This window comes from Aminobacter sp. BA135, assembly GCF_050859125.1.
Classification (GTDB): Bacteria; Pseudomonadota; Alphaproteobacteria; order Rhizobiales; family Rhizobiaceae; genus Aminobacter; species Aminobacter ciceronei.
Window position 1 is genome coordinate 2,490,036 of sequence record NZ_CP139572.1, and the last position, 25,306, is coordinate 2,515,341.

The window sequence follows — 25,306 nt, forward strand, 5'->3', positions numbered from 1 at the left end:
GCGCCGCCGGATCTCGATGGGGCAGTCAGGCCCAGGCCACATTTTCCTGCGGTGCCACGGTGCCGGACGTTCCCGGTTCGTGGCGGTAGTTGAGCGCGACGTGGTCGGGCGTGACGAAGCCAAGCGCGAGGTCGCGGGAGATCGCTGCCGGGGAACGCTCGGCGGAGTTGCCGTAGCCGGAGCCGCCGGCGAGCACGAGCTCGACCACCTGGTCGGTCCGATGCAGCGACACCAATTCGCCGGTGCCGCAGTCGCGCAGCACGCGGCCGTCGGTGGAGAGCACCCGGCCGCGGGCACCGCCGCCGGCCTGGCCGCCGAACAGGCCGTCGATCGGGTTGTCGACACCTTCTGGGTAGACGGAGACGAGCATCTCCAGTCCGTCCTCTTCGCGCTTGCGGAAGCGCACGACCTGGCCGAGGCCACCGCGCTGCTTGCCGGCACCGCCGCTGTCAGCACGGAACGCCTTCTCCAGCACCAGCACGGGCACGCGGCTTTCCATCAGCTCGATGGAGGTGTTGGCAGCCGAGGTCGGCCACAACAGCGAAGAGTGGCCGTCGCCGCGCTCGGAGCCGCCCTGGCCGCCGCCGCAGAAGAGCATGTCCGAATAGAACTGCCCATCCTTGGTCTGGCCGTAGACGTTCGCCGCAACCGCAAGCCCGGTGAAGGATTGGACCATTTCGGGTGAGGCCGATGACAGGGCCGCGAAGATGTTCGGCGCGAGATACCAGCCGGTGCGGGTGCGCAGGTTCACGGCCGCCGGATATGTCGGATTCAGGATCGAACCTTCTGGTGCCGTCACCGTGAACGGGCGATAGCAACCGGCATTGCCGCGCACCGCAGGCGTCAGCATGCACTTCAGCGGGTAGGTCGCATGGGCTGCAGTATAGTTCAGCGTCGAGTTGAGACCACCCTGTGGCAACTGCGGCGGGGCGCCGTCGAAATCGACAGTGATGCTGTCGCCTTCGACCTTGACCAGGACGGGGTAAGTGATGGTCTCGCCGAGCGGATTGTTGGTGATGACCGAGCGGTACTCGCCATCGGGCAGTGCGCGGATTGCGTCGCGCATCGCCTTTTCCGACAGGCCCTGCACCACTTCGGCGAGGGCGCCGAGGTCATGCATGCCATAGTCATGCATGAAGGCATCGAGACGTTCCGCACCGAGCTTGTTGGCTGCGACGAAGGAGAAGATGTCGCCCAGCACCTGTTCGCCGTTGCGGACGTTCTGGCGGATGAGCTGGATCAGGGTCTCGTTGGGCCGTCCCTCCTCGAAGATCTTCATCGGGGGGATCTGCAGGCCTTCTTCATAGATCTCGCGGGCATGCAGCGAGTCCTTGGTGCCGCCGATGTCGGAGACGTGGCCGACCGTGCCCATCAGGCCGACGAGCTTGCCATTGCGGAAGGCCGGCGTGACGATGGCGATGTCGAACAGGTGACCGGCGCAGAGCCACGGATCGTTGGTGATCAGCACGTCGCCGGGCTTCAGCGTCTCGGCCGGATAGCGCTCCAGCAGGGCCTTGACCGCGCGCGGCAGCGTCAGGTTGAACACCGGCATGGCGCGCGGGCTGTGGGCCAGCGTCTCGCCGTCCTTGTCGAGCAGCTCGCAGGCAAAATCCTGCGCCTCGGCGATGACGAGCGAGAAGGCGGTGCGGCAGACGGTAAGCCACATCTCCTCAACGACGTTGACGAGACGCGACCACATGATCTCGAGGCCGATCGGATCGCCCTTGATGCGGGCGACAGCCTCGGCGCGGGTCATGTCGTCGGTGACGAACGCATCGGCGGCCTTGAGCGCACCGACCTGGACGCAGAGGTTCTGGCCGGCGTCGATCGTGACGCTGTCGGATGGGCCGACAACGGTTGTGGATTCACGCTCTTCGATGATTGCCGGACCCGCAATGGTGTCGCCGCTGCGCAGCGCGTAGCGATCGTAGACGGCCGTCTCGAACTTGCCTTCGTCGAACCAGCAGACGCGATGGCCCTTGATCCGAGCTGCAGTATCGCCGCCGCCGGTGGCGCCGGTGAGCGACAACTGCGGCGTCGGGCCGGCGACGCGGACGCGGAAGTTGACGGATTCGAAACGCGCGCCCTCGAAAGGCTCGGCGTAGCGGGCCGAGTAGGCGCGGACAAAGGCTTCGCGAATGGCCGGCAGATCGGCTTCGCCAAGAGTCGTCGTGGGCAGCGCCACGCTGATGTCGTGCATCTGGCCGACGAGGCGCATGTCGGCGCTGCGCTCGACAACGATGTCGCCTGCGGCGATGCCGGAGCGGGTCAGCTGGTGCCGTCCCTCGTCTTCGAGGGCGGTCAGCACGCCATTGACGGCGTCCGTGTCAAAGCCAGTCTTCAGCTCGACACGCAGCGATCGCACACCCTCGAAGGACAGTGGGGCGGCAAGGAAGCCGAGGGCAGATGCCGCACCTGATGCCGGTGGGATCAGCACGGAGCTGATGCCCATGGCACGTGCCACGTCGACCGCATGGGCCGGACCGGCGCCGCCAAAGCCGACCATGGAGTATTCGCGCGGATCTTTGCCGCGTTCGACAAGGTGTACGCGGGCGGCCGAGGCCATGCTTTCGACCACCACCTTGTGGATGCCGAGCGCGGCTTCTTCGATGGTCAGGTTCAACGGTTCAGCCACCCGCGCAATCGCTGCACGGGCGGCCTCGAGGTCGAGCTTCATGCGACCGCCGAGGAAGAAGTTGGGGTCGTAATAGCCGAGCGTGAGGTTGGCGTCGGTGACCGTCGGCTGCTTGCCGCCCATGCCGTAGCAGGCCGGGCCCGGATCGGAGCTGGCGGAATGCGGGCCGACCTTCAGCAGGCCGACGTCGTCGATGGCGGCGATCGAACCGCCGCCGGCGCCGATCTCGATCATCTCGATGACGGGGGCCTTGATCGGCAGGCCGGAACCCTTGACAAAACGGTGGACGCGCGCGGCTTCCATCATCGGCGAAATTTCGGCGCGGCCGTCTTCGATCATGCAGGCCTTGGCGGTGGTGCCGCCCATGTCGAAGGAAATGACGTCGGACAGGCCGGCAGCCTTGCCGAACAGGGCGGTAGCGAGACCGCCACCGGCCGGGCCGCTTTCGAGCAGCCGGATCGGGAAGTCGCGTGCGGTTTCCAGAGACATCAGGCCGCCGGCCGAATGCATCAGCCTGAGCGCGCCGGCAAAGCCAGCACCGCGCAGCGATTTCTCTAGCTTGGTCAGATAGCGGTGCATCAAGGGCTGCACGAAGGCGTTGGCGCAGGTGGTGACAATGCGCTGGTACTCGCCCATTTCGGCGACGACTTCGCTCGAGATCGAGATCGACAGCTCGGGGAAGGCGGCGTGGATGATGTCGGCGGCGCGGCGCTCATGCACCGAATTGGCATAGGAGTGCATGAAGGCGATGGCGACCGCCTCGCAGCCCTGCGCGACGAGCGCCTTGGCCGCCTGCAGGACCTGTGCTTCGTCGAGTGCGGTTTCCACCTCGCCCGACGCATTCATGCGCTCGTCGACCTCGAGGCGCAGGTCGCGGCTGACCATCGGATCGGGGAAGGAGACGAACAGGTCATAGATGTCGTAGCGCTGCTCGGTGCCCATCTCGAGCAGGTCGCGGAAGCCGCGCGTGGTGATCAGGCCGACCGGCGCGCCCTTGCGTTCGATGACAGCGTTGGTGACCAGCGTCGTGCCGTGAACGATCTCGCCGACGTCGGCGTGCCGGATGCTCTGCAAATCCAGCAGTTCCTGCAGGCCGAGCAGTGCCGCCTGGGACGGATCGTGCGGCGTGGTCAGGCGCTTGTGCAGCGTGACGGAATGGTTCTGGCTGTCATAGAGCACGAAGTCGGTGAAGGTTCCACCAATGTCGAACCCCACGCGCCAGCGGTTGGGCAGATCACTCATTACTGATGTCCTTTTCTTCAGATCCGGGGGGCGACGAAGGCGCTGTCGCCCAGGTCCTCGGCTATGCGGGCGGCCCCCTTGGCGAGGGCGGCAATCATCTCGTCACGGCCTTTGGTGTCGACGAGTGCGTGGGGGTAGACGATGCAGAGGCTGACGGCTTCGTCGGTGCGGGGATCGGCGACCGAAATCGCGATGGCGTCGACGCCGGGCGTGGCTTCCTGGCTCGAATAGGCGAAGCCCTGGTGCCGCACTTTCGAAAGCTGCTCGCTCAGGTCATGCAAAGCGCTGTGCCCGGCATAGAGCGCATGCACTGCCTCCTCGCCAAGCCGCGCCAGCAGCGACCGACCGGTCGCACTGAGATGGGCAGGCAGGCGGCGGCCGATGTTGCTGACGACGCGGAGCGCGTTGGTGCCCTGGAAGTCGGCGACGGCAGTCACTTCCTTGCCGTCGCGCACCGAGATGTATCCGGTATGGCCAAAGGTGTTGCTGGCTTCGGCGACGACTTCGCTGGCGCGGCCGATCAGCAGCGAGGAACGGCGGTAGGCGGCGGCGAGATCGAGCATCAGCCGACCCGGGCGATGCCGGTGACTGTCGCCGATCGTCTCCAGCATGTTCGCCTCGCGCATCGCCTTCAGCAGGCGCGACGCATTTGCTTTCGGCATGCCGAGCAGCCGCACGACGTCCGAAACCGTCAGGTCGGGACAGTCGTTGCCGAAGCACCTCAGCACGTCTGCGGCATTGTTCAGGACCGACATTGCTCCTCCGAGTCGTTCCATTTAATGGAACTCAAGTTCCACTTTACGCAACCAATGCTCTCGTCTTTGCATTCGGTCAAGCTAAAAAATGAGCCGACTTCGCGATGCCGCCAGCCAGGCGGCAGCGCGGATCGCAACGGCAAAGCTCCGCCCATCCCGACAGCGATGCCGGGATTGAGCGAAGTCCTCAGATCAAGAAATTGATTTTATTGGCGCGGGCGCCTCACGCGGCGCCGCGTACCTCGACAAGCCGGGCCAGCAAGCTGGCGCCGACGGGCAGGATCGTGTCGTCGAAAATAAATCCGGAATTGTGCAGCGGAACGGTTCCGCCGTGCCCGAGATTGAAGAAAGCGCCCGGAACGACGCGCAGGAGATCGGCCATGTCCTCTGATCCCATCGTCAGTTCCGCGTTCGGCTGTGCCTTGTCGCCGACGATCTCCTGGGCCACCTTGATCAGGTTGCCGACCCGCTCCGGATCGTTCGACAGCACGTCGAAGATGTTGCGGATGTCGGCCACGATCTCGATTTCGTGGGCGAGCGCAAAGCCGGCACAGAGCTTGCGGATGCGGTTTTCGATCATCACGCCGTCGGCGTCGTCGAAGTAGCGGAAGGTGCCGCGCAGCACTGCCGTTTCCGGAATGACGTTGTAGGCCGAGCCGGCGTGGAACTGCGTCACCGAAACGACAGCGGGATGCGTCGGGTCGGTGTTGCGCGAGACGATCTCCTGCATCTCCTTGATCAGGCCCGAGCCGATGGTGATCGGATCGCGGCTGGCCTGGGGCATGGCGCCGTGGCTGCCCCGGCCGTGGATCGTGATGTCGAAGAAGCTGGCGCCGGCCTGCGCCTTGCCCGGCCGGATCGTCAGCTGGGAATGCTCCTGATAGGGCGAATTGTGCATTCCGTAGAGCTCGTCACAGGGGAAGCGGTCGAACAGGCCGTCGCGCAGCATGGCGCGCGCACCGCCGAGACCTTCCTCTGCCGGCTGGAAGATAAGCACGGCGCGGCCGGCGAAATGGCGGTTGCCGGCGAGGTAGCGCGCAGCGCCAAGCAGCATGGTGGTGTGCCCGTCATGGCCGCAGCCATGGAACACGCCGGGGTTCTTCGAGGCGTAGGGCAGGTTGGTCAGTTCGTCCATCGGCAGCGCGTCCATGTCGGCTCGCAGGCCGATGCTGCGCCCCGGCCTGTTGCCGTCGATGACGCCGACGAGGCCGGTGCCGCCGATGCCGCGCTCGACCGCGACACCCCAGCTTGCAAGCAGATCCGCCACGCGCTGCGAGGTGCGATGCTCCTCGAAGCCGAGCTCGGGATGCTGGTGGAAATCCTGGCGTATCGCGGTGAGATCTTGGGCAAACTGAGCAATCTGTTCAATCACAGGCATGGCGAACCGTCTTTCGTGGCTTTGGCCGTCAGTGGCACTGGCGTCTTGTGAAGGCAAGCGTTTCGTCCTAGGCCTCGAAGATGTGAACGCAGGCGCGGGTCATCGACCAAGGGCGCCGACACTCCAGATTGAGTCGCCTGAGAGGAAAAGATGTCAGTACAGACGATCGAGACGATTGCCGAAGAAGCCGGGCAGTGGCGCCGCCACCTCCACCAGAATCCCGAGCTGCTGTTCGATCTGCCCGCGACGTCGGCCTTCGTCGCCGACAAGCTGAAGTCATTCGGCTGCGACGAGGTCGTCACCGGAATTGCCAAGACGGGCGTCGTCGCGGTGGTTAAGGGCAAACTGGGTGCCGGCCGTACCATCGGCCTGCGCGCCGACATGGATGCGCTGCCGATCGCCGAGCAGACCAACCTGGCCCATGCGTCGAAGAACCCCGGCAAGATGCATGCCTGCGGCCATGACGGCCACACGGCGATGCTGCTGGGTGCCGCGCGCCACCTTGCCTCGACCCGGGATTTTGCCGGCACGGCGGTGCTCATCTTCCAGCCGGCAGAGGAGGGCGGCGCCGGTGGGCGCGTCATGCTCGAGGAGGGGCTACTGGAGCGCTTCGGCATCGAGGAGGTCTTCGGCATGCACAATGAGCCGGGTTTGCCTGTCGGCTCCTTCGCCATCCGGCCGGGTCCGATGCTGGCGGCCGCCGATCGCTTCGTGGTCAAGCTGATCGGCAAGGGCTCTCATGCCGCTTCGCCGCATGAATCGCGCGATCCCGTGCTGATCGCTGCGCATCTGGTGACGGCGCTGCAGTCGATCGCCTCGCGCAACGTCGATCCTTTCGACCCGGTCGTCGTGTCGGTCACCTATATCTCAGGTGGCAATTCCCTGGCGCTGAACGTCATTCCGGAGCAGGCCGTCGTCGGCGGCACGATCCGCACGATCGACCCGAAGACGCGCAAGGCCGTCGAGCAGCGTTTCAGAGACATCGTCGCCAACACAGCGCGCCTATTCGAGGCCCAGGCGGAGATCGACTGGCGCCCCGGCTACCCGGTGACCGTCAACGATCCCGAGATGACCAAGGCCGCGATTTCAGTTGCCTCCGACGTCGCCGGAGCCGACAAGGTCAACGGCAATTGCCAGTGCACGATGGGCGCCGAAGACTTCTCCTATATGCTGGAAAAGCGCCCAGGCGCCATGATCTGGCTGGGCAACGGCGACTCCGCCGGCCTCCACAACCCCGCCTACGACTTCAACGACGGCGCGATCGTCCACGGTATCAGCTACTGGACGACTCTGGTCGGCGGGAGACTGGTGAACCGCTGACAGCCGATCGAGGGCGCTCGCAAAACTCCCCGTGAGGAGCGACAGATGCCGACGAGCAACGCCGGCCCAACTTCAGGAAGAAGGCCGGCGCCGACCGCCGCTGAATGACGTTCCATGCAGTTGGCGTGCGCGTCGTCGGAGCTGAGGCTTGCCTGACTGGCGTCAGACCAGATGGGCGACCTGGGCTCCGGCTTCGTACCAGGCTTCGCGGCTCCGGCGGAATGGGACGGGCGTGACGTCGGAGACCGGGAGGGGCAGGTCGGCGTAGGTCTTCTCGCCCGTGATCAGCAGTGCGAGTTCGCGGCCGAACACGGTGCCGGGGGCGATGCCGCGTCCGTTGTAGCCGGAGAAACCGACGGCATTGGGGCCGAATGTGTGGAATCTTGGCAAGGCATCGCCGGTCATGCCGATCTGCCCGTACCATTCGTGCTCGAAGATGATGTCGCCGAGCTCGGGGTACAGTTTTGACAGGGCGCGGCGGGCCCAGGCCTTGTGGATGGCGGTGCCGGAATTGCGCAAAGCGCCGACGCTGCCGAACACTAGGCGCCCGGCACGATCCATGCGGAAGGAAGAGAGGATGGTCTTGGTGTCCCACGCGCCTTCGCGTCCAGGCAGGATCTTGCGCAGCAGCCCAGGCGCGAGCGGCTGTGTCGCCAGGTTGAAATAGGGCAGGTGGACCTGCTCTGTGCGGACCATCTGCCACGGGCCGGTGCTGTAGGCATCGGTCGCGACGACGACCCAATTGGCGTCGATGCTTCCGCTTGGGGTGGTCAGGTGCCAGCGCCCGTCCTTGCGTTCCGCCGTCTCGACGGGGCTGGACGTATGCAGCGTCACGCCGGCCTTGACGACGGCGGTCGCCAGTCCGCGCGCATAGGCCAGCGGCTGCAGCGTTCCGGCGCGTGCGTCATGCAAAGCGCCGAGATAGGCCGACGTGCCGAGCCGTGCTGCGGTTTCGGCCGCGTCGAGCAGCTTGACCGGCGCGCCGCGCTTTTGCCACTGCGCCTCGCGCTCCCTGATCTCGGCGAGGCCCGAAGCGCCGACGGCGCAATGCAGCGTGCCGTTGCGCTCCAGCTCGCAGTCGATGCCGTGCCTGTCGATCAGCTCCATGACCTGCGCCGGCCCGTCACCGAGCAGCTTGAGCAGCCGCTCGCCATGATCGGGCCCGAGGGCCGCGGAGACCTCGTCGGGCGCGAGCCACAGGCCGGCATTGATCAGGCCGACATTGCGGCCGGCGCCGCCAAACCCGATCTCGCGGCCTTCCAGCAGCACCACCTGCCGGCCTGCCTCGGCAAGATGCAGGGCGCAGGACATGCCGGTGTAGCCGCCGCCGACGATGACGATGTCGGTCGATACATGTCCACCGAGCGCTGAGGTTGCCGGTGCTGCCGGTGCTGTTGCTTGCCATAGCCCGTGAGAGCGTGGCCCATGTGAGTGCGGCTTTTGAGTGCTGGGCATCGGCGGGTGTCCGTGGGTGACTGGGAGAGCTTGACCCGGCTCGGGAACGCGCGTGACGGCCGGGCTGGGGCCGGTTCTGGAAAACGCCGCCCGTTTTCGCGGACGGCGCTCGAAGTCATGCGGCGGCTGTGGCGTGGCCGATGCCAGCGCCGCAACCGGTGTCGGCTTGCTCAGTCGATGTCGAAGCTGACGCCCTGGGCCAGCGGCAGCGCCTTGGAGTAGTTCACCGTGTTGGTGGCGCGGCGCATATAGGCCTTCCAGGCGTCGGAGCCTGACTCGCGGCCGCCGCCGGTCTCCTTCTCGCCGCCGAACGCGCCGCCGATCTCCGCACCCGAGGTGCCGATGTTGACATTGGCGATGCCGCAGTCCGAACCCTCGACCGAGAGGAAGCGCTCGGCTTCCTGCAGGTCGAGCGTGAAGATCGACGACGACAGGCCGGCGCCGACCGCATTGTGCAGGTCGAGCACAGCATCGAAGTCGGAGTACTTCATGACATAGAGGATCGGCGCAAAAGTCTCTTCCAGCACCGGACCTGTCTGATCAGGCATCTCGACCAAAGCCGGCTTGACGTAATAGGCGCCGTCATGGCCCTGGTCGACGCGCATGCCGCCGGTGATTTCGCCGCCGGCCTCAGTCGCGTGCTTCAGCGCCTTCTGCATGCCGTCAAAGGCCGCCTTGTCGATCAGCGGGCCGACGAGCGCCGAGCTTTCCAGTGGGCTGCCGACCGAGACGCTCTGATAGGCCTTCTTCAGCCGCGGCACGAGCTGGTCGTAGACGCTGTCATGGACGAACAGGCGGCGCATGGTGGTGCAGCGCTGGCCGGCGGTGCCCATGGCGCCGAAGGCGATGGCGCGCAGCGCCATGTCGAGATTGGCCGAAGGGCAGACGATGCCGGCATTGTTGCCGCCGAGCTCGAGGATGGCGCGGGCGAAACGTTTGGCCAGACGCGGGCCGACGTCACGGCCCATGCGGGTCGAGCCGGTGGCCGAGACCAGCGGCACCTTGGGGTGGTCGACAAGCACCTCGCCGATGGCGCGGTCGCCGATCAAAAGCTGCGACAGGCCTGCGGGCGCATCAGCGCCAAAACGTTTTGCCGCACGCTCGAAGATCGCCTGGCAGGCAAGGGCGGTCAGCGGCGTCTTTTCCGACGGCTTCCAGACCACCGAATTGCCGCAGACAAAGGCCAGGGCTGCATTCCACGACCACACCGCAACGGGGAAGTTGAAGGCCGAGATGACGCCTGTGACGCCGAGCGGATGCCAGGTTTCCATCATGCGATGGCCGGGACGCTCGGTGGCAATGGTCAAACCATAAAGCTGGCGCGACAGGCCGACGGCGAAGTCGCAGATGTCGATCATCTCCTGGACTTCGCCGAGGCCCTCGGAGGTGATCTTTCCCACCTCGATCGAGACCAGGCGGCCGAGATCGGCCTTTGAAGCGCGCAGCTCCTCGCCGAGCAGGCGGACAAGCTCGCCGCGCTTTGGCGCCGGCACGTTGCGCCAGGCTTTGAAGGCGGCGTCGGCGCGGGCAATTACGGCTTCCGCTTCTGCCGATGAGATCGACCTGAGCGCGCCGATCTGGTCGCCCGTCACCGGGCTGCGCACGATCAGGTCGCCGCCGGTGAAGGCAGCTGCCGCAACGCCAAGCCGCTCCAGAAGAGCGGCGGTTTCTTTTGCTATGGTCATTATCTTGTCCTTTTGTTTGTCGGGTTCATTGCGGCGCTGTGCGCCATGATCAGCCCAGCCGGGCCGTGCCGATCGGAGCGGGGGCGACCGCCTGTTTCAGCTGCGCGGCCATCGATTTCAGTTTGTCCGGCGTGTAGCGGTCGTAGAAATGCTGGTTGCGGCGTCCAAGGCCGTGCTCGGCGCTGAAGCTCGCGCCATGCTCCTCGACGGCGACCGAGATCACACGGTCGCGCAGCGCCTCGGTGGTTGCCATGTCGTTCGTCCCGTCCGCAAGCTTTGGCACGACAAGATTGAAATGCACGCCGCCGTCGCCGACATGGCCGAAATCGCAGATGGCGACAGCGGGGAATTCCAGGGCCAGCAGGTCGCTCATGCGCTGGCGGAAGCGCATCAGCTCGCCGCGGCGGAATGACAGGTCGAGGCCGACGACATAGCCCGACGACTTCACGCCTTCGGACAGCGCGTGGCGCAGCGCCCACATTTCGTGCGCGGGACCGACGAAGGCGTCGTCCAGCGGCTCCTCCGGCAGGCTCCATATGTCCGCCAGCACCTCTTCGAGCACGGCGTCGAGCGGCTGCTCGGCCGCGCGTGGCAGCCATGACCTGGAAACCTCGGCGAGGATGACGAAATCGGGCACGGCCCCGCCGGGGAACGGATTGCGCAGCGCTTCGACATGGGCGAGCGTGCGGGTGATCGCTGCGCCCGACATGCCTTCGAAGGCGCTGAGATAGGTGCCTAGGCGCTCTTCCATGGCGTTGAGCAAGACGGTCACATGCTCGGGTGAACGCGGCACCAGATAGGCGGTCGCCACCTGCTGCGGCAGCCTTTCCAAGTTGAAGATGCATTCGGTGATGACGCCGAACGCACCTGCCGTGCCGATGAAATGCTGCTTCCAGTCGACGCCGGTGTTGTCCTTGCGCAGTCCGGCGCCGAAATCGACAACGGTGCCGGCGTCGTCGCCGACCACCACCTTCATGCCCAGCGTGTTGCGGCGGACGTCGCCGAAACGCAGGAAACGCGCGCCGCCTGTGTTGCTCGCGACCATGCCGCCTGCCATCGGGTCGGCGCCAAGATCAATTGGGAAGAACAGGCCGTGCGGTTCGAGCCGGGCGTTGATTTCGGACAAGCGGAAGCCGGCGTCGACGCGCAAGCTGCGATTGTCGAGGTCGAGCTCGAAGGTCGAGCGCAGGCGATCGAGGCTCAACACGCCCTGCGTGCCGCTGTCGTCGGGCGTCGAACCGGCAACGAGCCCGGTGTTGCCGGATTGCGGCACCAGCGGGATGGCATGGCGCGCGCAATAGGCGACGACAGTCGAGACGGCCACCGTCGAAACAGGCCGCGCGACGAAGGCGGCGCGTCCGCAGTCGTAGCGCGCGCCTTTTTCGTAGCCGGCCATCTCGGTTTCGCCGGTCAACAGCCCGCCCGGGCCGAGCAGGGTACCGAGATTGTCGATGTGTTCGCGCGCCAGCATCAAGCCGCGTCCGAAAACGCCTTCAGCGTCGCTAGGCAGCGCTCGATTGATGCCCGCTCGATGCCGGCATAATGCTCGAACTCGTTGAGGACGACAGCGCCCAGCGCCTTTTCGAACAGGCGCTGGTTGGGGCTGGCCGCGAACTCCTGCACAGCGTCGTCACCCAGGTTGGATTGGAAGATGCCGGCGGCCGAGACCGGCAGGAAGTCCTCGTAGACAATTGCGTCGAAACGCACCGCACCGGCGGCGATCAGGCTTTCGATGTCGCTGCCGCGCGCACCGGCGACTGCGTCGTCGACAGTGTAGAGGAAATAGCCGAGGCCGGCCTTGCGGATGGTGTTCCAGTCGTCTGGGAATTCGTCGAAGCTCAGGGCGAGCACTGCGCGATAGGCGTCGGCGTTGGAACCATCAGGGGCGGGGCGCACGGAGGCGCGGGCCCGGTTCAGCAGCTTGTCGTAAAGGGCACGACCCTTGGGCGTCAGCGCTATGCCGCGCTGCTCGATCTCGCCGAAGCGCGCGGTGTGCGAGCCTGTCTGGAGCTTGCCGTTTTCGTCCGGAAATGACACGCGCTCCTCGACGGCCTTGAACGACGTCTGGCGCAGCAGGATGGGGCAAGCGCGACTGGGCGGCCCCTCGACGACGGCCTTGGGAACGATGCCGCGCGATGGCATCTGGTCCTGCACGGCGTCGATATCAAGCGTGCGCGGCGTCAGATGGTTGATGTGCGGGCCCTTGAACGAGACGACGTCGGCGATGAGACGATGCGCGTCGTGCAGTCTGGCGTAGAGCGTCTGATCGACGCTTGCCTCGCTGTGCCAGCGGAACGTGTCGAGCACTTCAATGACGAACAGTCCGGCATCCTCCTGCGACAGGCCACCGTCACGTTCAGCCTTGTCGACGAGTGCCACGGCCGCGTCGGAAAAGATCTGCCGGCGGGCCAAGGTCTGTTCGGCGGTGGCGCGGAGGCCCTCGTCGGCGATCAGGTCGAGCCGCAGCAGCGAGGTGAACACCCGGAACGGGTTGATGTTGAGCGCGGTCTCGCCAACCGGCCGGAAGGCGGTGGAGTGCACCGGCACTCCGGCTTCGCTGAGATCGTAATAGCCGACCGGGAGCATGCCCATGACGGCGAAGACACGCCGCATCATGGCGAGCTCGGCTTCGGTGCCGAGGCGGATGGCGCCGTGGCGCTCCTCGCTGATGCGAGCGAGCGTCTCTGTCGCTTCCAGGCTGGCGCGCAGCGCCGGCTGGCTGGCGAGGGTGGCTTCGTTGACGTCGGCGACCAGGGCCATCAGCGTGCCATAGGCGGGCACTTCATCGCGGTACATCGCCGACATGGCGGCCGAGAAGGCGGCGCGGATGGCATCAGGCGACAAGAAGGGAGACGGAGACATTCGAACCCTCTGTTTCACGTTCGGCATGGGCGACTTCATGCTTGAACAATGCTATATACGGTTCTGTCGGCACTGAATTGCGCTGAATCCATCTAAGTTGATGCGGAAACCGAATGACTGCTGCGCGCACGCTCCTTCCCGACCTGGGCAAGCTGCAGGCCTTCGAGGCCGCTGCCCGCCATGGCAACGTCACGCTGGCAGGGCGCGAGCTCAACCTCTCGCAAAGCGCTGTCAGCCGGCAAATCCGCGATCTCGAGGCCCAGCTCGGCCTGCTGCTGTTCGAGCGGGTGCGCCAGCGCGTGGTGCTGTCGGCGGCCGGTCAGAAATTCCTGCCCGACGCGCGCAAGCTGCTTGAGCAGGGCGAGGCGGCGATGCTGAGGGCGATGGCCAGTTCGGGCGTATCGTTGCTCAGCCTCGCCACCTTGCCGACCTTCGGCAGCCGCTGGCTGGTGCCGCGGCTGCCGGGCTTCCTGAAAACCCATCCCGGCATCGCGCTCAACGTGGTGTCGCGCGCCGAGCAGTTCGACTTGGAGGAACAGGGGTTTGACGCAGCGATCCATTACGGCCAGCCGGTCTGGGCCAATGCCGTGTGCCGCTATATCTGCCGCGAAGTGATCGTGCCGGCGGCCAGTCCGGAGTTTCTCGCAGGCCGCGACATCGGCTCGCCCGAAGCGCTGGCGCATGCGCCACTGCTCAACATGGCGACGCGACCAAAGGCCTGGGCCAACTGGTTCCAGTCCGCCGGCGTCGAGGCGCAAGGCGCCTATCAGGGCCATCGCTTCGACCAGTTCACCATGTTGATCGAGGCGGCGGTTGCCGGCCTGGGGGTGGCGCTGCTGCCGCGCTATCTCGTCGAAAGCGAGCTGCGCGACGGCAAGCTGCAGGTCGTTCTCGATATGCCGCTGCAGACCGAAAAGAGCTACTACTTCGTGGTTCCCGAACGAAAGGCGGCGGGCCAGCTGACCAATCAGCTGTTCGACTGGATCCTGGGGCAGGTGACGCCAGAGGATTGAAGCAACAAGGCTTGGGCACTTCGGCTAGTCGCCGACATAGCCGGTGATCTTGCCGTGCAGTTCCGAGACCTTGTTCATGCGACCTTCGATCGCGACGCCGAGTTCGTTGAAGATGCCGTTGATCAAGAGGTTGCCGAGGCTGGCCATCTGCGCTGTCGATTCCCAGAACATGCCGAATTCGGTGGGCACGACGAACATTTCGTCGGCAAGGTCGCGGCCCCAGTCGCAGAAGGCGTCGGTGATCAGCGTGATCGGGATCTTCGCCTTTTTGGCTTCCTGCGCCAGCAGGAGGTTCAGGCGCGAATAGCGGCGGGCCTCGAAAATCACCAGGCATGTCGATTTGGATGGGCTCAGCAAGATCTCCGAAAAGTTGCCACCGGCAATGTCGGCGAGCTGGACGCCTGGGCGGAGATACTGCAGCTGGTTGGCGAAGTACTGGGCGATGCCGCGCTCCGTCTGGAAGCCGGCGACGAAGAGCTGCGGCGAGGTCGCCAGGCGCTTGACGGCGCGGGCCCATTCCTTGGTGTTGGCGAGCTCGTAGATCCTCAGCAACGCCGCGATCTCCAGCTCCAGACTGCGGGCGAGGGCATCGCCGTTCTGGCTGCGGTCGCGGAACTCCTTCAGGCGGTCGCCGGCCAGCCAGGGCTGGGAGCCAATGTTGTCGCGGAGATCCTCCTTGAGGTCCTTGAAGCGGGCGTAACCCAGCGTCCGGCAGAAGCGCCCGACAGTCGGCTCGCTGACGCCGACCTTGGCGGCCAAGGTTGCCGAGGTCTCGAACGGCACGCCGTTGAGGTTTGCCAACATGTAGTTGGCAAGCGCCTTCTCGGCATTGGTGGCGGTAGCCAGGCTTTCGACCAGCCTGCGGCGAACCGATTCCGTCATTTTGCTCTCCCTGTGCGGGGCGGGATTTCTTGTAAGAATTCTATCACAGAATCGATTGACGTTTGTTTTTTTTCAAAATAGCTTGAACGCACCCTCGTTGAGGAGCGGGGAAGAAAAACGTTGCTGAGCCGCTGGATATTGCCAGTACCGCACAGCAACCGGGAGGAAACGACGCGCATCTGGCTCAGGTCACATGACCATGCCACATCGCGAATTCTTGTCTGTTGTCGAGAAAATGCTGCTTCCGCGGCATGGCGGGCTTTTGCCGATTTTCCAAGGGAGGTTGAACATGAATCGACGTGGGTTTCTTGCTTCGGTATCGGTGGTCACGCTGGCCGCGGGCCTCGGCCTGGCTGGGGGATATTCGGCGCGAGCATCAGAACCGGAGGCCGTGTTTGCTCTCGGCAATGCCGAAATCGGCGCCCCTCATCACGATCCAATTCGCGCCACCTTGCTCAGCACCGTCGCAACCCTGATCTACGACCGGCTGATCGAGCAGGATGTCGACCAGAGCTATCATCCCCACCTCGCCGAATCCTGGGAGAACAGTCCCGACGGTATGAACTGGACCTTCAAGTTGCGGCAAGGCGTTCGCTTTCATGATGGTGAACCGTTCAATGCCGCGACCATAGCGTGGTGGATCCCCAAGTTCAAAGGCAGCCCGAACGAGTACCTTGTCGACGCCGTCGACCGTGTCGAGGTCGTCGACGACTATACTGTTCGCTTCGTCATGAAGCGGGCGGAGCCAAATCTGATCTACAATCTGGCATCGTCCTTCATGGGCATCCCGTCTCCTAAGGCCTACGACGCGGCCGGCGACAATTTTGGCGTGACCGAGGCCGTCGGAACCGGACCCTTCACGTTCGAGAGCTTTGCCGTCGGGCAGGAAACCGTGCTGGTCGCCAATGAGGACTACAGTTGGGGTAGCGACCTCTCGGACAACAAGGGAGCCCCGCACGTCAAGCGGCTGACCCTGCGCGAAATTCCCGACGCCTCGACGGCCTTCCTCGAACTGAAGACAGGCGGCGTCGGCTTGCTGCTCGGCGTGCCGGACCAGTTCCTGCCGCAACTTCAGGCAGAAGAGATGTTGGACTTCCGGAGCCTGCCTGGCTTCGGGATCACCTATCTCGCGTTCAACACCCGAGCCGAGCCGTTCGGCGACGCCGCCGTGCGCCAGGCAACCGCATTGGCGGTCGACCAGGGCGCCATCCTCAAGAGCGTCTTCAACGGCATAGGCCTCGAAGCGCATCAGTTCCTCATCAGCACGCTGGTGGAATCGAAGATCGATCCCAAGCTGGAAATCCACCACGACCTGGCCAAGGCCAACGAGCTTCTGGACAAAGCCGGCTGGCAGCGAGGTGATGACGGCATCCGGGTCAAGGACGGCAAGCCGCTGACGATCAAGCTGACGGCGCAGTCGGAGACGGCGATCAAACGTACTGCCGAGATCGTCCAGGCGCAGCTCAAGGCAATCGGCATGGTTGTCGAGATCGACATCTTCGACAGCACGACGGTCGTCGACCAGCTCAAGAAGGGCCAGCATCAGCTCGCGGTGCGTCAGTATGGCTGGAACAACGCCGACATTCTCGACTGGTTCTTCAGCACCACCAACATCCCCTATCCTAACTCCTCCGGTTGGCAGGACGAGAAATCGCAAGAGCTTCGCAACGTCGCCATGCAGCAGTCGAAGACGCAGGACGAGCGGGTGGCCAATTTCAGGAAGTATCAGGAGAACCTGATCGGCAACTTCCTGTTTGTGCCGATCCACGAGCCGGTTCAGAACTATGCGTTCAACAAGACCATGCTCGATGTGCCGGCAAAGCTGCGCGGCACCCAGCTGGTGCAGGCAACGGCCGTCGACATCAAGGTCATTGGCTGAGCGGGTCGGCAGAACGTCATGATCGGCTTCACCTTGAGGCGGCTCGTCCTGCTGCTGCCTGTCTTCTTTGTCGTCTCACTGGTGGTGTTCTTCATCATCCATCTGGTGCCGGGTGACCCCATCGACAATCTCATGCGCGCCGGCTCGACGCCGGAGCAGCGCCTGCAGATTGCGGCGAAGTACGGTCTCGACCGCAGCCTGGTCGAGCAATATGTCACCTGGATGGGGCGGCTGCTGACCGGCGACCTGGGCACCTCGATCATCCAGGGGCGCCCGGTCAGCGCCCTGATCGCCCGGAACCTGCCCTACAGCCTCGAGCTGGGCATCGCAGCACTACTGTTTTCGACGCTGACCGGCATCGCCGCCGGCGTGATCGCGGCGAGTTACCTGGGCACCCGCGTCGACGACACGATCACCGGCTTCATTCTGCTCGGCTCGACGGTGCCAAGCTTCTGGCTCGGCCTGCTGCTGATCCTTGTCTTCGCGGTCTGGCTCGGCTGGGTCCCGGTGTCGGGCGCGCGCGGCTGGAGTTCGCTCATCCTGCCGACCATCGCCGCCGGCCTCGGCGGTATCGCACTCGTGGCCCGCGTTACGCGGATCGCCATGATCGAGACCTCCAGGCAGGATTTCGTGACACTGCTGCACGCCAAGGGGCTGCCGCCCTTCATCATCCAGCTGCGCCATGTGCTGCGCCACGCCATGGTTCCGGTCGTCACCATCCTCAGCCTGCGCATAGGTTGGGTTTTGGGGGGCGCCGTCACGATCGAATATGTCTTCGCCCGTCCCGGCCTCGGCTCGCTGCTGATCCGGGCGCTCAACCAGCGCGACTACCCGCTGGTTCAGGGCTGCCTTCTCATGCTGGCCATGGCCGTCATCATCGGCGCCCTGATCGGCGACATCGTCCAGGCGGCGATGGATCCACGCCAGCGCGAGGCACGGGCATGATCAGACATCGTGTATTGGCACTGCTCAAGGCCGTCTCGACCTTCAAGGGCGGCATATCGGGAGCGTTTCTGCTGCTTCTGGTCATCGGCGCGCTGTTTGCGCCGTGGCTGTCGCCATATCCCTACGACCAGCAGGACCTGGGCATCATGAACCAGGCGCCGTCGCTGACGCATCTTTTCGGCACCGACGAGTTCGGACGCGATGTGCTGTCGCGGATGATCACCGGGGCCCGCACTTCGCTCTCGGTCAGCATCACAGCGATCGGCATCTCCGTGGCGCTCGGCCTCGTCCTCGGCGCCACCTGCGGCTATTTCGGCGGCACCTTCGACCGCATCGTCATGACGGTGATCGACCTGACATGGTCGTTCCCCGAAATCCTGATCGCGCTGATGCTGGTGGCGATCATCGGGCCCGGGCTGGAAGGCGTGGTGATCGCCATCGCCATCGCCTACCTCGCGCAGTTCACCCGACTGACGCGAACCCAGATCATGTCGCTGAAGAGCGAAACCTACGTCGAGGCGACAATCAGCCTCGGCGCCGGCCACGCCCACGTCCTGTTCTCGCATCTCCTGCCCAACGCGCTGGCGCCGGTGCTGGTGGCCGCGATGCTGGCAACGGGCGACGCGATCATCCTAGAGGCAACTCTCGGCTTCTTCGGTCTGGGCGCCCAGCCGCCGACACCGAGCTGGGGCGCAATGATGAGCTCCGGCACGGCCCAGCTGTTCATTGCGCCCTGGGTGATCCTGCTTCCCGGTCTCGCCGTGGCGCTGACGGTCGTCTTCATCAACCTGTTCGGCGACGCGGTGATCGCTGCGCTCGATGTCCGCGCCAAGTTCAGGGAGGCGTAACGATGCTGCTGGATCTGGAAATGCTGCGCATCAGCTTTGGTGCCTTCGCGCCGGTCGACCAGGTCACGCTCAGCGTCGACCGTGGCGAAATCCTCGGCATCGTCGGTGAATCCGGTTCGGGCAAGTCGCTAACGGCAACCGCGATCATGGGATTGTTGCCGCGCATCGGCGGCCAGGTCGCTGCCGGCACCATCCGCTTTGACGGCACCAATCTCGTCGGGCTGCCGGAGCGGCAGATGCGGAGGCTGCGCGGCGGGCGCATCGCGCTGATCACGCAGAACCCGATGACCTCGCTCGATTCGATGATGCGGATCGGGCCGCAGATCGATCAGGCTGCGCGCCTGCATCTCGGCCTCGGCCGGAGTGCGGCGCGGGCAAAAAGCCTGGAACTGATGGCCGACCTGCGCATCCCAGATCCCGCCTCGGTCTACGACCTGTTTCCGCACCAGCTCTCCGGCGGCATGAAACAGCGTATCGTCATTGCCATGGCGCTTGCCGGCGACCCGGAGCTTCTGATCGCCGACGAGCCGACCACGGCGCTCGACGTCACGGTGCAGGCGCAGATCGTGCAGATCCTCACTGACCTCGTGCGGCAGCGCGGCCTCGGCCTGATTCTGATCACCCACGACATGGGCGTCGTCGCCCAGGCCTGCGACCGCGTGGCCGTGATGTACTGCGGCCGCGTGGTCGAGCTGGCCGAGGTCGACGCACTCTTCGCGCAACCGCGTCATCCCTACACACAGGCGCTGATCCGCTGCATCCCCAGGCACGATATGGCGCGCGGCACGATGAGCGCCATCCCAGGCGTGGTCCCGAGTGCCGCAGCACAGCCGCCCGGCTGCAGGTTCAATCCGCGCTGCGCCCGTGTCGCCGACCGCTGCCGCATCGAGATCCCCGAGCTGCGCATAGGCGTCAGCGGCAATGGCGTGGCCTGCCACGTGGCGGAGGCAGCATGAGCGATCTTCTCACCGTCAACGGGCTCAGCCGCCGTTTCAGTGATGGCGGGCTGTTCCGCAAGCGCAAGACGTTCCATGCCGTCAGCGACGTTTCTTTCGCGTTGAAGAAAGGTCAGATCCTCGGAGTCGTCGGCGAGTCCGGCTGCGGCAAGTCAACGCTGGCGCGGCTGGTGCTGCGCCTGATCACGCCCAGCGAGGGGCAGGTCACGTTCGACGGTGTCGACATGGCATCGCTGTCGCGGCAAGACATGCGTCGCCTGCGCCAGCGCATGCAACTGGTGTTCCAGGATCCCTATTCGGCGATCGATCCGCGCTACTCGATCCGGGACGCGCTGCTCGAACCGTTCCGCGTCCAGGGCGCAATGCCAAGATCCGCCGATGAGACCGTCGCATCGCTGCTCGACATGGTCGGTCTGAACAACGCGCTGGCGGCAAGCTATCCACATCAGTTGTCGGGCGGCCAGAAGCAGCGTATCGGCATCGCACGTGCCCTGGCGCTCAACCCGTCGCTGGTGGTGCTCGACGAGCCGACGGCTTCACTTGACGTTTCGGTGCAGGCGCAGATCGTGTCGCTCTTGGAGCGGCTGCGCCAGGATCTCGGGCTGACCTACCTGTTCATCTCCCACGATCTCGGACTGGTGCGCTATTTCTGCGACCAGATCCTGGTCATGTATCTCGGCCGCATCGTCGAAGTCCTGCCGAGCACCGCGGCGCCCAAGCATCCCTACACAAGAGCGCTGCTTGACAGCACCTTCGAACCCGATCCGAAGCGGCGCCGTACGGTGACGCGGCTCGCCGGTGAGATCCCCAGCGGCTACGACCTGCCGACCGGCTGCGCCTTCGCCAACCGTTGCCCGCGCGTCACCGATCTCTGCCGCCGCGAGCTGCCGACGCTTTGGTCACAAGGCGGCGTGCATCAGGTCGCCTGTCACCATCCGCTCACTGCCGTACCCGACGCGATTGTCGACGAGAGGTCGGTCGCATGAACGCCAATCATCGAGACGCTTCAGGCGCTTCGCATCGTTTGCAGATGACTTTGAAGACCAGGAAATCAGCATGAACTACACTGAAGAACTCGACCGCTACCTGCAGTTGGAAATCGACAACAGCCAGGTTCCCGGCCTCGGCGTCGCCATCGTCCATGATGGCGAGATCGTCCATCTCGGAGGTTATGGCCTTGCCAATGTCGAGAACCAGGTGCCGGTGACGCCTGATACCGTTTTCCATTCCGGCTCGACCGGCAAGATGTTCACCTCGGCGGCGGTGATGTTTTTGCTTCAGGACGGCCGCATCAAGCTCGACGACCCGTTGATCCGCTATATTCCGGAAGGGCCCGAAAGCTGGTCCGGCATTACCATCCGCAACCTGCTGTCGATGATGGCCGGCTTCGGCAATTTCGACATCGCCTTCTCGGCGGGCGAAGGCGGGGAGGGTGGCGCCGTGCCGCTCAACCTGTGGCAGGACCATAGCGACGAGCAACTGATCGACCTCGCCCGCCGTTCGCCGTTCATGTACCGACCGGGCGAGGGCTATCAGTACAGCAATACCGGCTACATCCTGGCCGGGCTGGTTGTCGCCCGTGTTTCGAACAAGCCTTATTACGAGCTCCTGCGCGAACGGCTGTTCGAGCCGATTGGCATGGCGACGGCGCGCGAGGCCTCATGGTTCGACATCGTGCCGAACCGCGCCGCCGGCCACTGTATCCGCGACGGCAAGTTGGAAAACCGCTACTGGGCGGCGCCGACACTGCAGCGCACCGGCGATGGCGGGCTCTATTTTTCGCCGCGCGACATCGCCCATTGGCTGCTTGAGCTCGACAATCCCACGGTGCTGAGCCCTGAAAGCATCGCGCTGGTGTCCGAGCCGGTGCTGATGAAGAGCGGCCAGCCGTCGTTCAACAATTATGCGCTGGGCTGGCAGAATTCCACGATACGCGGTCATCGCAAGATCCGGCATGGCGGCACCTGGGACGGGTTTCGCGCCGAGATCGCTCGCTTCCCGGCGCGCAAGCTGTCGGTCTGCGTGCTCGGCAACACTGACGAGGCCCAGGTCGCCCGGATAGGCCAGAAGATCGCCGGCATCGTCGATCCGGCGCTCGCACCCTACGAGCCGATCGCCGACGGCAACGAAGCTCTGACCAGGCGCGACCACGAGCTGCTGCAGGCCATCGTCGAGCGCCGTGCGCCGCGCGAGAGCTTTGGCGAAGAGGCCTGGCGCCTGTGGAGCAACGGCTGGTTCGAGCAGATCGCGGCAAGCGGCGTTGCGGTGGCTGGAATGCCGCTCGAGCTCACCCATCAGGAAGGCGGCGGCGGCCGACGCTACCGGCTGGAGATGGGCGGCTATCACCTGCACTGGACGATCAGCCGCGACACCGAGAACCGGGTGAGCGAAATGCGCTTCCACATGGAGTAGCCGCAACGGTGGCCGCGGCCAGCCGGCGCGGCCACCGTTGCTGACACGTCAAACCAACTGCTGAGCCTGATCAGGCGCTGCGTATCCCTCGGCGAGGGACGCAATGGATAAGTGCGCCTGTTCGATTCGAAATGCCTGAACGACCAGATGGAGACCGATAATGAGCTTTCGTGTTCTGACCGCAGAGTTCGCCCATGAGACCAACACGTTCAGCGTCCGCAAGACCGGCTATGACGCGTTTACCGTCGAAGGCGTGTTGTTCGGCGACGACGCCATTCGCGCCAGGGGCGACGCGAATACCGAGATTGCCGGCTTCCTCGATATCGGCCGCAAATATGGCTGGGCCGTCGAGCATGTTCTGAGCACCGCGGCCGAACCGGCAGGACCGGTGACGCGCGATGCCTTCGACCGGATCGGCGGCGCCATCGTCAAGGCGGCTGCCGACAACAAGGGCAAGATCGACGGCATCCTGCTTGGCCTGCACGGAGCAATGGTCACCGACTTCTCGCCTGATGGCGAAGGTGAACTGCTGGAGCAGCTGCGCGCCGTGGTCGGGCCGGACCTGCCGATCGCTGTCACGCTCGACCCGCATGCCAATGTCACGGCCAAAATGTGCGAGCTCGCCGACATACTGATCTCGTTCAAGACCTATCCGCACATCGACATGCGGGCGATCGCCCACCACGCTGGCGAGCTGCTGCAGCGCACGATGGCCGGCGAGATTCGTCCGAAGACGCTGTTGGTCCGCCGGCCGATGCTGGAGGAGGCCAATGCCGGTCGTACAGATATCGGGCCGATGGTCGAGTGGATCGCCAGAGCCCGCGCCTATGAAGAGACGCCTGGTGCGCTTGCCGTCAGCATCAATGGCGCATTTCCCAACGCCGACATTCCCGAGGTTGGGCCGACCGTGCTCGTCACCTATGACGGCGACCCGGCGCGGCACCGCACCTTCGCCGAAGGCATCGCCGACGAGATCTGGGACAACCGCTTCAATGTGCTGAACACCTTCTACACGGTGATGCAGGCTGCCGAGATCGCGCATGATTATCGCGGCGACCGTCCGCTGATCATCGCGGACTATGCCGACAATCCCGGCGCCGGCGGCTATGGCGATGCCACCGCCTTGCTTGGGGCGCTGCTCCATGTCGGCGTAGATGATGCGTGCTTCGGCCCGATCGTCGATCCGGAGACGGCCAACCAACTGCACCGCGCCACGGTCGGCGACACCGTCAAGCTCAGGCTCGGCGGCAAGACCGATCCGCGCTTCGGCGGCGATCCGCTCGAAGTGACCGGCAAGCTGCTCGTCATCAGCGACGGCAAGCTGATCGGCGACGGCGAACAGCTGGGCGGGCTGGAGTTCTCGTTTGGCCCGACGGCCGTGGTGCAGATCGACGGCATCGCCGTGCTGGTCGTTACCGAGCCGTCGCAGATGCGCGACCTCCAGCAGTTCCGGGCCTTTGGCATCGATCCGGCGCGGCATCGCGTGGTCGGGCTTAAGTCGATGCAGCATTTCCGCGCTGCCTTCGAACCTATCGCCGGCAAGGTCATCGTCTGCGACAGCGGCGCACTCTGCACCATGGATTATTCCAGGATGCCCTATCGCAATGTCGCACGACCGATCTTCCCGCTCGACCGTGACATGACCCTTTGAGTGTATGGCAATGACAGCAAGGAAACCGATGGCGCAGCCACATATCCAGCAGGCCGACGTCATCGTGCTCGGTGCCGGGATCATCGGCGTTTCGGTCGCACTGCAGCTGCAGCGGCGCGGCCGTTCCGTCATCCTCGTCGACCGCCGCGACGCCGGCGAGGAAACGAGCTACGGCAATGCCGGGCTGATCGAACGCTCCAGCGTCGTGCCTTATGGTGCGCCGCGCGAGCTTTCGAAGCTGATGCGCTATGCGTTCAATCTGTCGACTGAGGTGCGTTTCGACTGGCGGCAGATGCCGCGCATCGCACCGTGGCTGTGGCAGTTCTGGCGCGAGTCGGCGCCCAAGCCGTTGGCTCGCGCCGCAGCCGACATGCAGCCGCTGATCGAGCGGTCGGTGAGCGAGCACGAGGCGCTGATGTCGGAGGCCGGCGCATTGCCACAACTGCGCCGGGCCGGCTGGCTCGAGGTCTATCGAAATGAAAAGACCTTCGAGCAGGCGCGGGAAGCCGCCACCGCCCTTCACCCATTCGGGCTGAACTACGAAGTCCTCGACCGTAAGGCGCTGCAACAGCGCGAACCGCATCTCACCAATGCCGTGGTTGGCGCCGTGCACTGGCTCGATCCGGCCACCGTTGCCGATCCGGGCGCACTGGTGAAGGCCTATGCCCGTCATTTTGTCGAACGGGGTGGGGTGTTCCTGCGCGGCGATGCGCTTCATCTGCAACGGGAGGAAACAGGGTGGAGCATCGCTGCCGGCAGCGGTCGGGTCGAGGCGCCGGAAGCGGTCGTGGCACTTGGGCCCTGGACGGACACGATCTCGCGTCCGCTTGGCTACAAGGTCCCGCTGGTGATGAAGCGCGGTTACCACGTGCATTTCGAAGCCGAGGGCGACGCCTTGCTCAACCATCCCGTCGTCGATGCCGATGGCGGATTCGTGCTGGCGCCGATGGCCCAGGGCGTCAGGCTGACCACCGGCGTCGAGTTCGCCTCGCGCGGCAGCAGGCCCAGTCCGGTCCAGCTCGACAGGACCGAGCCTCTGGCGCGCCAGATCTTCCCGCTCAGGCAGCGCATCGAGCCAAAACCCTGGATGGGATCGCGCCCGTGCTTGCCCGACATGCGGCCGGTGATCGGCCGGGGCTTCAGGCACAAGGGGCTATGGTTCGCCTTCGGCCACAACCACCACGGCCTGACGCTCGGCCCGATCACCGGACGCCTGCTCGCCGAAATGATGATGGGCGAAAAGGCATTCACCGATCCTGCGCCTTACGCAATGGAGCGCTTTGGCTGACACGTATCTCAGCTGCCTCGCCTACCCGAAGGCCCAGCGAAACAAACAATTAACAAAGCCAGTCAGGCTGGCCTTTACCAATTGCTGCTAATCCCAAGCC

At 64.9% G+C, this 25,306-nt stretch carries 18 protein-coding genes; 10 read left to right on the plus strand and 8 right to left on the minus strand.

Translation table 11 applies throughout. The features are described from left to right. Positions 1-25 precede the first annotated feature (25 nt). The 3 genes from SLT36_RS12145 to SLT36_RS12155 form a co-directional block, all read right to left on the minus strand. Positions 26-3,877, minus strand: coding sequence for a hydantoinase B/oxoprolinase family protein (locus tag SLT36_RS12145; protein ID WP_432287725.1), 3,852 nt, complete (start codon positions 3,875-3,877; stop codon positions 26-28). 17 nt (positions 3,878-3,894) lie between these two features. Further along, positions 3,895-4,632 carry an IclR family transcriptional regulator gene (locus SLT36_RS12150; RefSeq protein ID WP_432287727.1) on the minus strand — a complete coding sequence of 246 codons (738 nt, stop codon included), beginning with the start codon at positions 4,630-4,632 and terminating at the stop codon, positions 3,895-3,897. Between the two features lie 223 nt (positions 4,633-4,855). Further along, positions 4,856-6,010 carry a M20 aminoacylase family protein gene (locus SLT36_RS12155; protein WP_432287729.1) on the minus strand — a complete coding sequence of 385 codons (1,155 nt, stop codon included), beginning with the start codon at positions 6,008-6,010 and terminating at the stop codon, positions 4,856-4,858. A gap of 150 nt (positions 6,011-6,160) precedes the next feature. On the opposite strand from SLT36_RS12155, the gene SLT36_RS12160 reads away from it, so the two are divergent. Beyond that, entirely contained in the window at positions 6,161-7,330 is a 1,170-nt protein-coding gene (locus tag SLT36_RS12160; protein WP_432287730.1) for a M20 aminoacylase family protein, read from the plus strand. A 162-nt stretch (positions 7,331-7,492) separates the two neighbouring features. Here the strand turns inward: SLT36_RS12160 and SLT36_RS12165 are convergent, their stop codons facing one another. From SLT36_RS12165 to hglS, 4 genes are all read right to left on the minus strand, one after another. Next, positions 7,493-8,785 carry an NAD(P)/FAD-dependent oxidoreductase gene (locus SLT36_RS12165; protein WP_432287731.1) on the minus strand — a complete coding sequence of 431 codons (1,293 nt, stop codon included), beginning with the start codon at positions 8,783-8,785 and terminating at the stop codon, positions 7,493-7,495. Between the two features lie 170 nt (positions 8,786-8,955). Next, entirely contained in the window at positions 8,956-10,470 is a 1,515-nt protein-coding gene (gene amaB / locus SLT36_RS12170) for an L-piperidine-6-carboxylate dehydrogenase (RefSeq protein ID WP_432287733.1), read from the minus strand. 49 nt (positions 10,471-10,519) lie between these two features. Next, positions 10,520-11,941: an FAD-binding oxidoreductase gene (locus SLT36_RS12175; protein WP_432287734.1), complete on the minus strand. Its 1,422-nt coding sequence runs from the start codon at positions 11,939-11,941 to the stop codon at positions 10,520-10,522. Then, on the minus strand, positions 11,941-13,332 hold the full coding sequence (gene hglS / locus SLT36_RS12180) for a 2-oxoadipate dioxygenase/decarboxylase HglS (RefSeq protein WP_432287735.1): 1,392 nt from the start codon (positions 13,330-13,332) through the stop codon (positions 11,941-11,943). Before hglS ends, SLT36_RS12175 begins: the two co-directional genes overlap by 1 nt. A 113-nt stretch (positions 13,333-13,445) precedes the next feature. Here hglS and SLT36_RS12185 point away from each other — a divergent pair, with 113 nt between their 5' ends. Further along, on the plus strand, positions 13,446-14,345 hold the full coding sequence (locus SLT36_RS12185) for a LysR family transcriptional regulator (protein ID WP_432287737.1): 900 nt from the start codon (positions 13,446-13,448) through the stop codon (positions 14,343-14,345). Positions 14,346-14,369: 24 nt separating this feature from the next. Here the strand turns inward: SLT36_RS12185 and SLT36_RS12190 are convergent, their stop codons facing one another. Next, entirely contained in the window at positions 14,370-15,227 is an 858-nt protein-coding gene (locus SLT36_RS12190) for a MurR/RpiR family transcriptional regulator (RefSeq protein ID WP_432287739.1), read from the minus strand. Between the two features lie 289 nt (positions 15,228-15,516). On the opposite strand from SLT36_RS12190, the gene SLT36_RS12195 reads away from it, so the two are divergent. From SLT36_RS12195 to SLT36_RS12230, 8 genes are all read left to right on the plus strand, one after another. Beyond that, positions 15,517-17,106 carry an ABC transporter substrate-binding protein gene (locus SLT36_RS12195; protein WP_432287741.1) on the plus strand — a complete coding sequence of 530 codons (1,590 nt, stop codon included), beginning with the start codon at positions 15,517-15,519 and terminating at the stop codon, positions 17,104-17,106. An 18-nt stretch (positions 17,107-17,124) separates the two neighbouring features. Then, positions 17,125-18,051 carry an ABC transporter permease gene (locus SLT36_RS12200; protein WP_432287743.1) on the plus strand — a complete coding sequence of 309 codons (927 nt, stop codon included), beginning with the start codon at positions 17,125-17,127 and terminating at the stop codon, positions 18,049-18,051. After that, on the plus strand, positions 18,048-18,899 hold the full coding sequence (locus SLT36_RS12205; protein ID WP_432287745.1) for an ABC transporter permease: 852 nt from the start codon (positions 18,048-18,050) through the stop codon (positions 18,897-18,899). Before SLT36_RS12200 ends, SLT36_RS12205 begins: the two co-directional genes overlap by 4 nt. Before the next feature lie 2 nt (positions 18,900-18,901). Then, on the plus strand, positions 18,902-19,855 hold the full coding sequence (locus SLT36_RS12210; protein WP_432287746.1) for an ABC transporter ATP-binding protein: 954 nt from the start codon (positions 18,902-18,904) through the stop codon (positions 19,853-19,855). Beyond that, entirely contained in the window at positions 19,852-20,841 is a 990-nt protein-coding gene (locus SLT36_RS12215; protein ID WP_432287747.1) for an ABC transporter ATP-binding protein, read from the plus strand. The genes SLT36_RS12210 and SLT36_RS12215 overlap by 4 nt, the downstream gene beginning before the upstream one ends. Before the next feature lie 70 nt (positions 20,842-20,911). Then, entirely contained in the window at positions 20,912-22,267 is a 1,356-nt protein-coding gene (locus SLT36_RS12220) for a serine hydrolase domain-containing protein (RefSeq protein ID WP_432287749.1), read from the plus strand. Positions 22,268-22,427: 160 nt separating this feature from the next. Continuing rightward, positions 22,428-23,918 carry a M81 family metallopeptidase gene (locus SLT36_RS12225; RefSeq protein ID WP_432287750.1) on the plus strand — a complete coding sequence of 497 codons (1,491 nt, stop codon included), beginning with the start codon at positions 22,428-22,430 and terminating at the stop codon, positions 23,916-23,918. 10 nt (positions 23,919-23,928) lie between these two features. Further along, a complete protein-coding gene (locus SLT36_RS12230) occupies positions 23,929-25,206 on the plus strand; it encodes an NAD(P)/FAD-dependent oxidoreductase (RefSeq protein ID WP_432287751.1) in 1,278 nt (425 codons plus the stop codon). Positions 25,207-25,306 lie beyond the last annotated feature (100 nt).

Coding starts and splice junctions, on each gene's coding strand:
- SLT36_RS12145 (WP_432287725.1), bottom strand. CDS start 3,877: ATGAGTGATCTGCCCAACCGCTGGCGCGTGGGGTTCGACATTGGTGGA.
- SLT36_RS12150 (WP_432287727.1), bottom strand. CDS start 4,632: ATGTCGGTCCTGAACAATGCCGCAGACGTGCTGAGGTGCTTCGGCAAC.
- SLT36_RS12155 (WP_432287729.1), bottom strand. CDS start 6,010: ATGCCTGTGATTGAACAGATTGCTCAGTTTGCCCAAGATCTCACCGCG.
- SLT36_RS12160 (WP_432287730.1), top strand. CDS start 6,161: ATGTCAGTACAGACGATCGAGACGATTGCCGAAGAAGCCGGGCAGTGG.
- SLT36_RS12165 (WP_432287731.1), bottom strand. CDS start 8,785: ATGCCCAGCACTCAAAAGCCGCACTCACATGGGCCACGCTCTCACGGG.
- amaB (WP_432287733.1), bottom strand. CDS start 10,470: ATGACCATAGCAAAAGAAACCGCCGCTCTTCTGGAGCGGCTTGGCGTT.
- SLT36_RS12175 (WP_432287734.1), bottom strand. CDS start 11,941: ATGCTGGCGCGCGAACACATCGACAATCTCGGTACCCTGCTCGGCCCG.
- hglS (WP_432287735.1), bottom strand. CDS start 13,332: ATGTCTCCGTCTCCCTTCTTGTCGCCTGATGCCATCCGCGCCGCCTTC.
- SLT36_RS12185 (WP_432287737.1), top strand. CDS start 13,446: ATGACTGCTGCGCGCACGCTCCTTCCCGACCTGGGCAAGCTGCAGGCC.
- SLT36_RS12190 (WP_432287739.1), bottom strand. CDS start 15,227: ATGACGGAATCGGTTCGCCGCAGGCTGGTCGAAAGCCTGGCTACCGCC.
- SLT36_RS12195 (WP_432287741.1), top strand. CDS start 15,517: ATGAATCGACGTGGGTTTCTTGCTTCGGTATCGGTGGTCACGCTGGCC.
- SLT36_RS12200 (WP_432287743.1), top strand. CDS start 17,125: ATGATCGGCTTCACCTTGAGGCGGCTCGTCCTGCTGCTGCCTGTCTTC.
- SLT36_RS12205 (WP_432287745.1), top strand. CDS start 18,048: ATGATCAGACATCGTGTATTGGCACTGCTCAAGGCCGTCTCGACCTTC.
- SLT36_RS12210 (WP_432287746.1), top strand. CDS start 18,902: ATGCTGCTGGATCTGGAAATGCTGCGCATCAGCTTTGGTGCCTTCGCG.
- SLT36_RS12215 (WP_432287747.1), top strand. CDS start 19,852: ATGAGCGATCTTCTCACCGTCAACGGGCTCAGCCGCCGTTTCAGTGAT.
- SLT36_RS12220 (WP_432287749.1), top strand. CDS start 20,912: ATGAACTACACTGAAGAACTCGACCGCTACCTGCAGTTGGAAATCGAC.
- SLT36_RS12225 (WP_432287750.1), top strand. CDS start 22,428: ATGAGCTTTCGTGTTCTGACCGCAGAGTTCGCCCATGAGACCAACACG.
- SLT36_RS12230 (WP_432287751.1), top strand. CDS start 23,929: ATGACAGCAAGGAAACCGATGGCGCAGCCACATATCCAGCAGGCCGAC.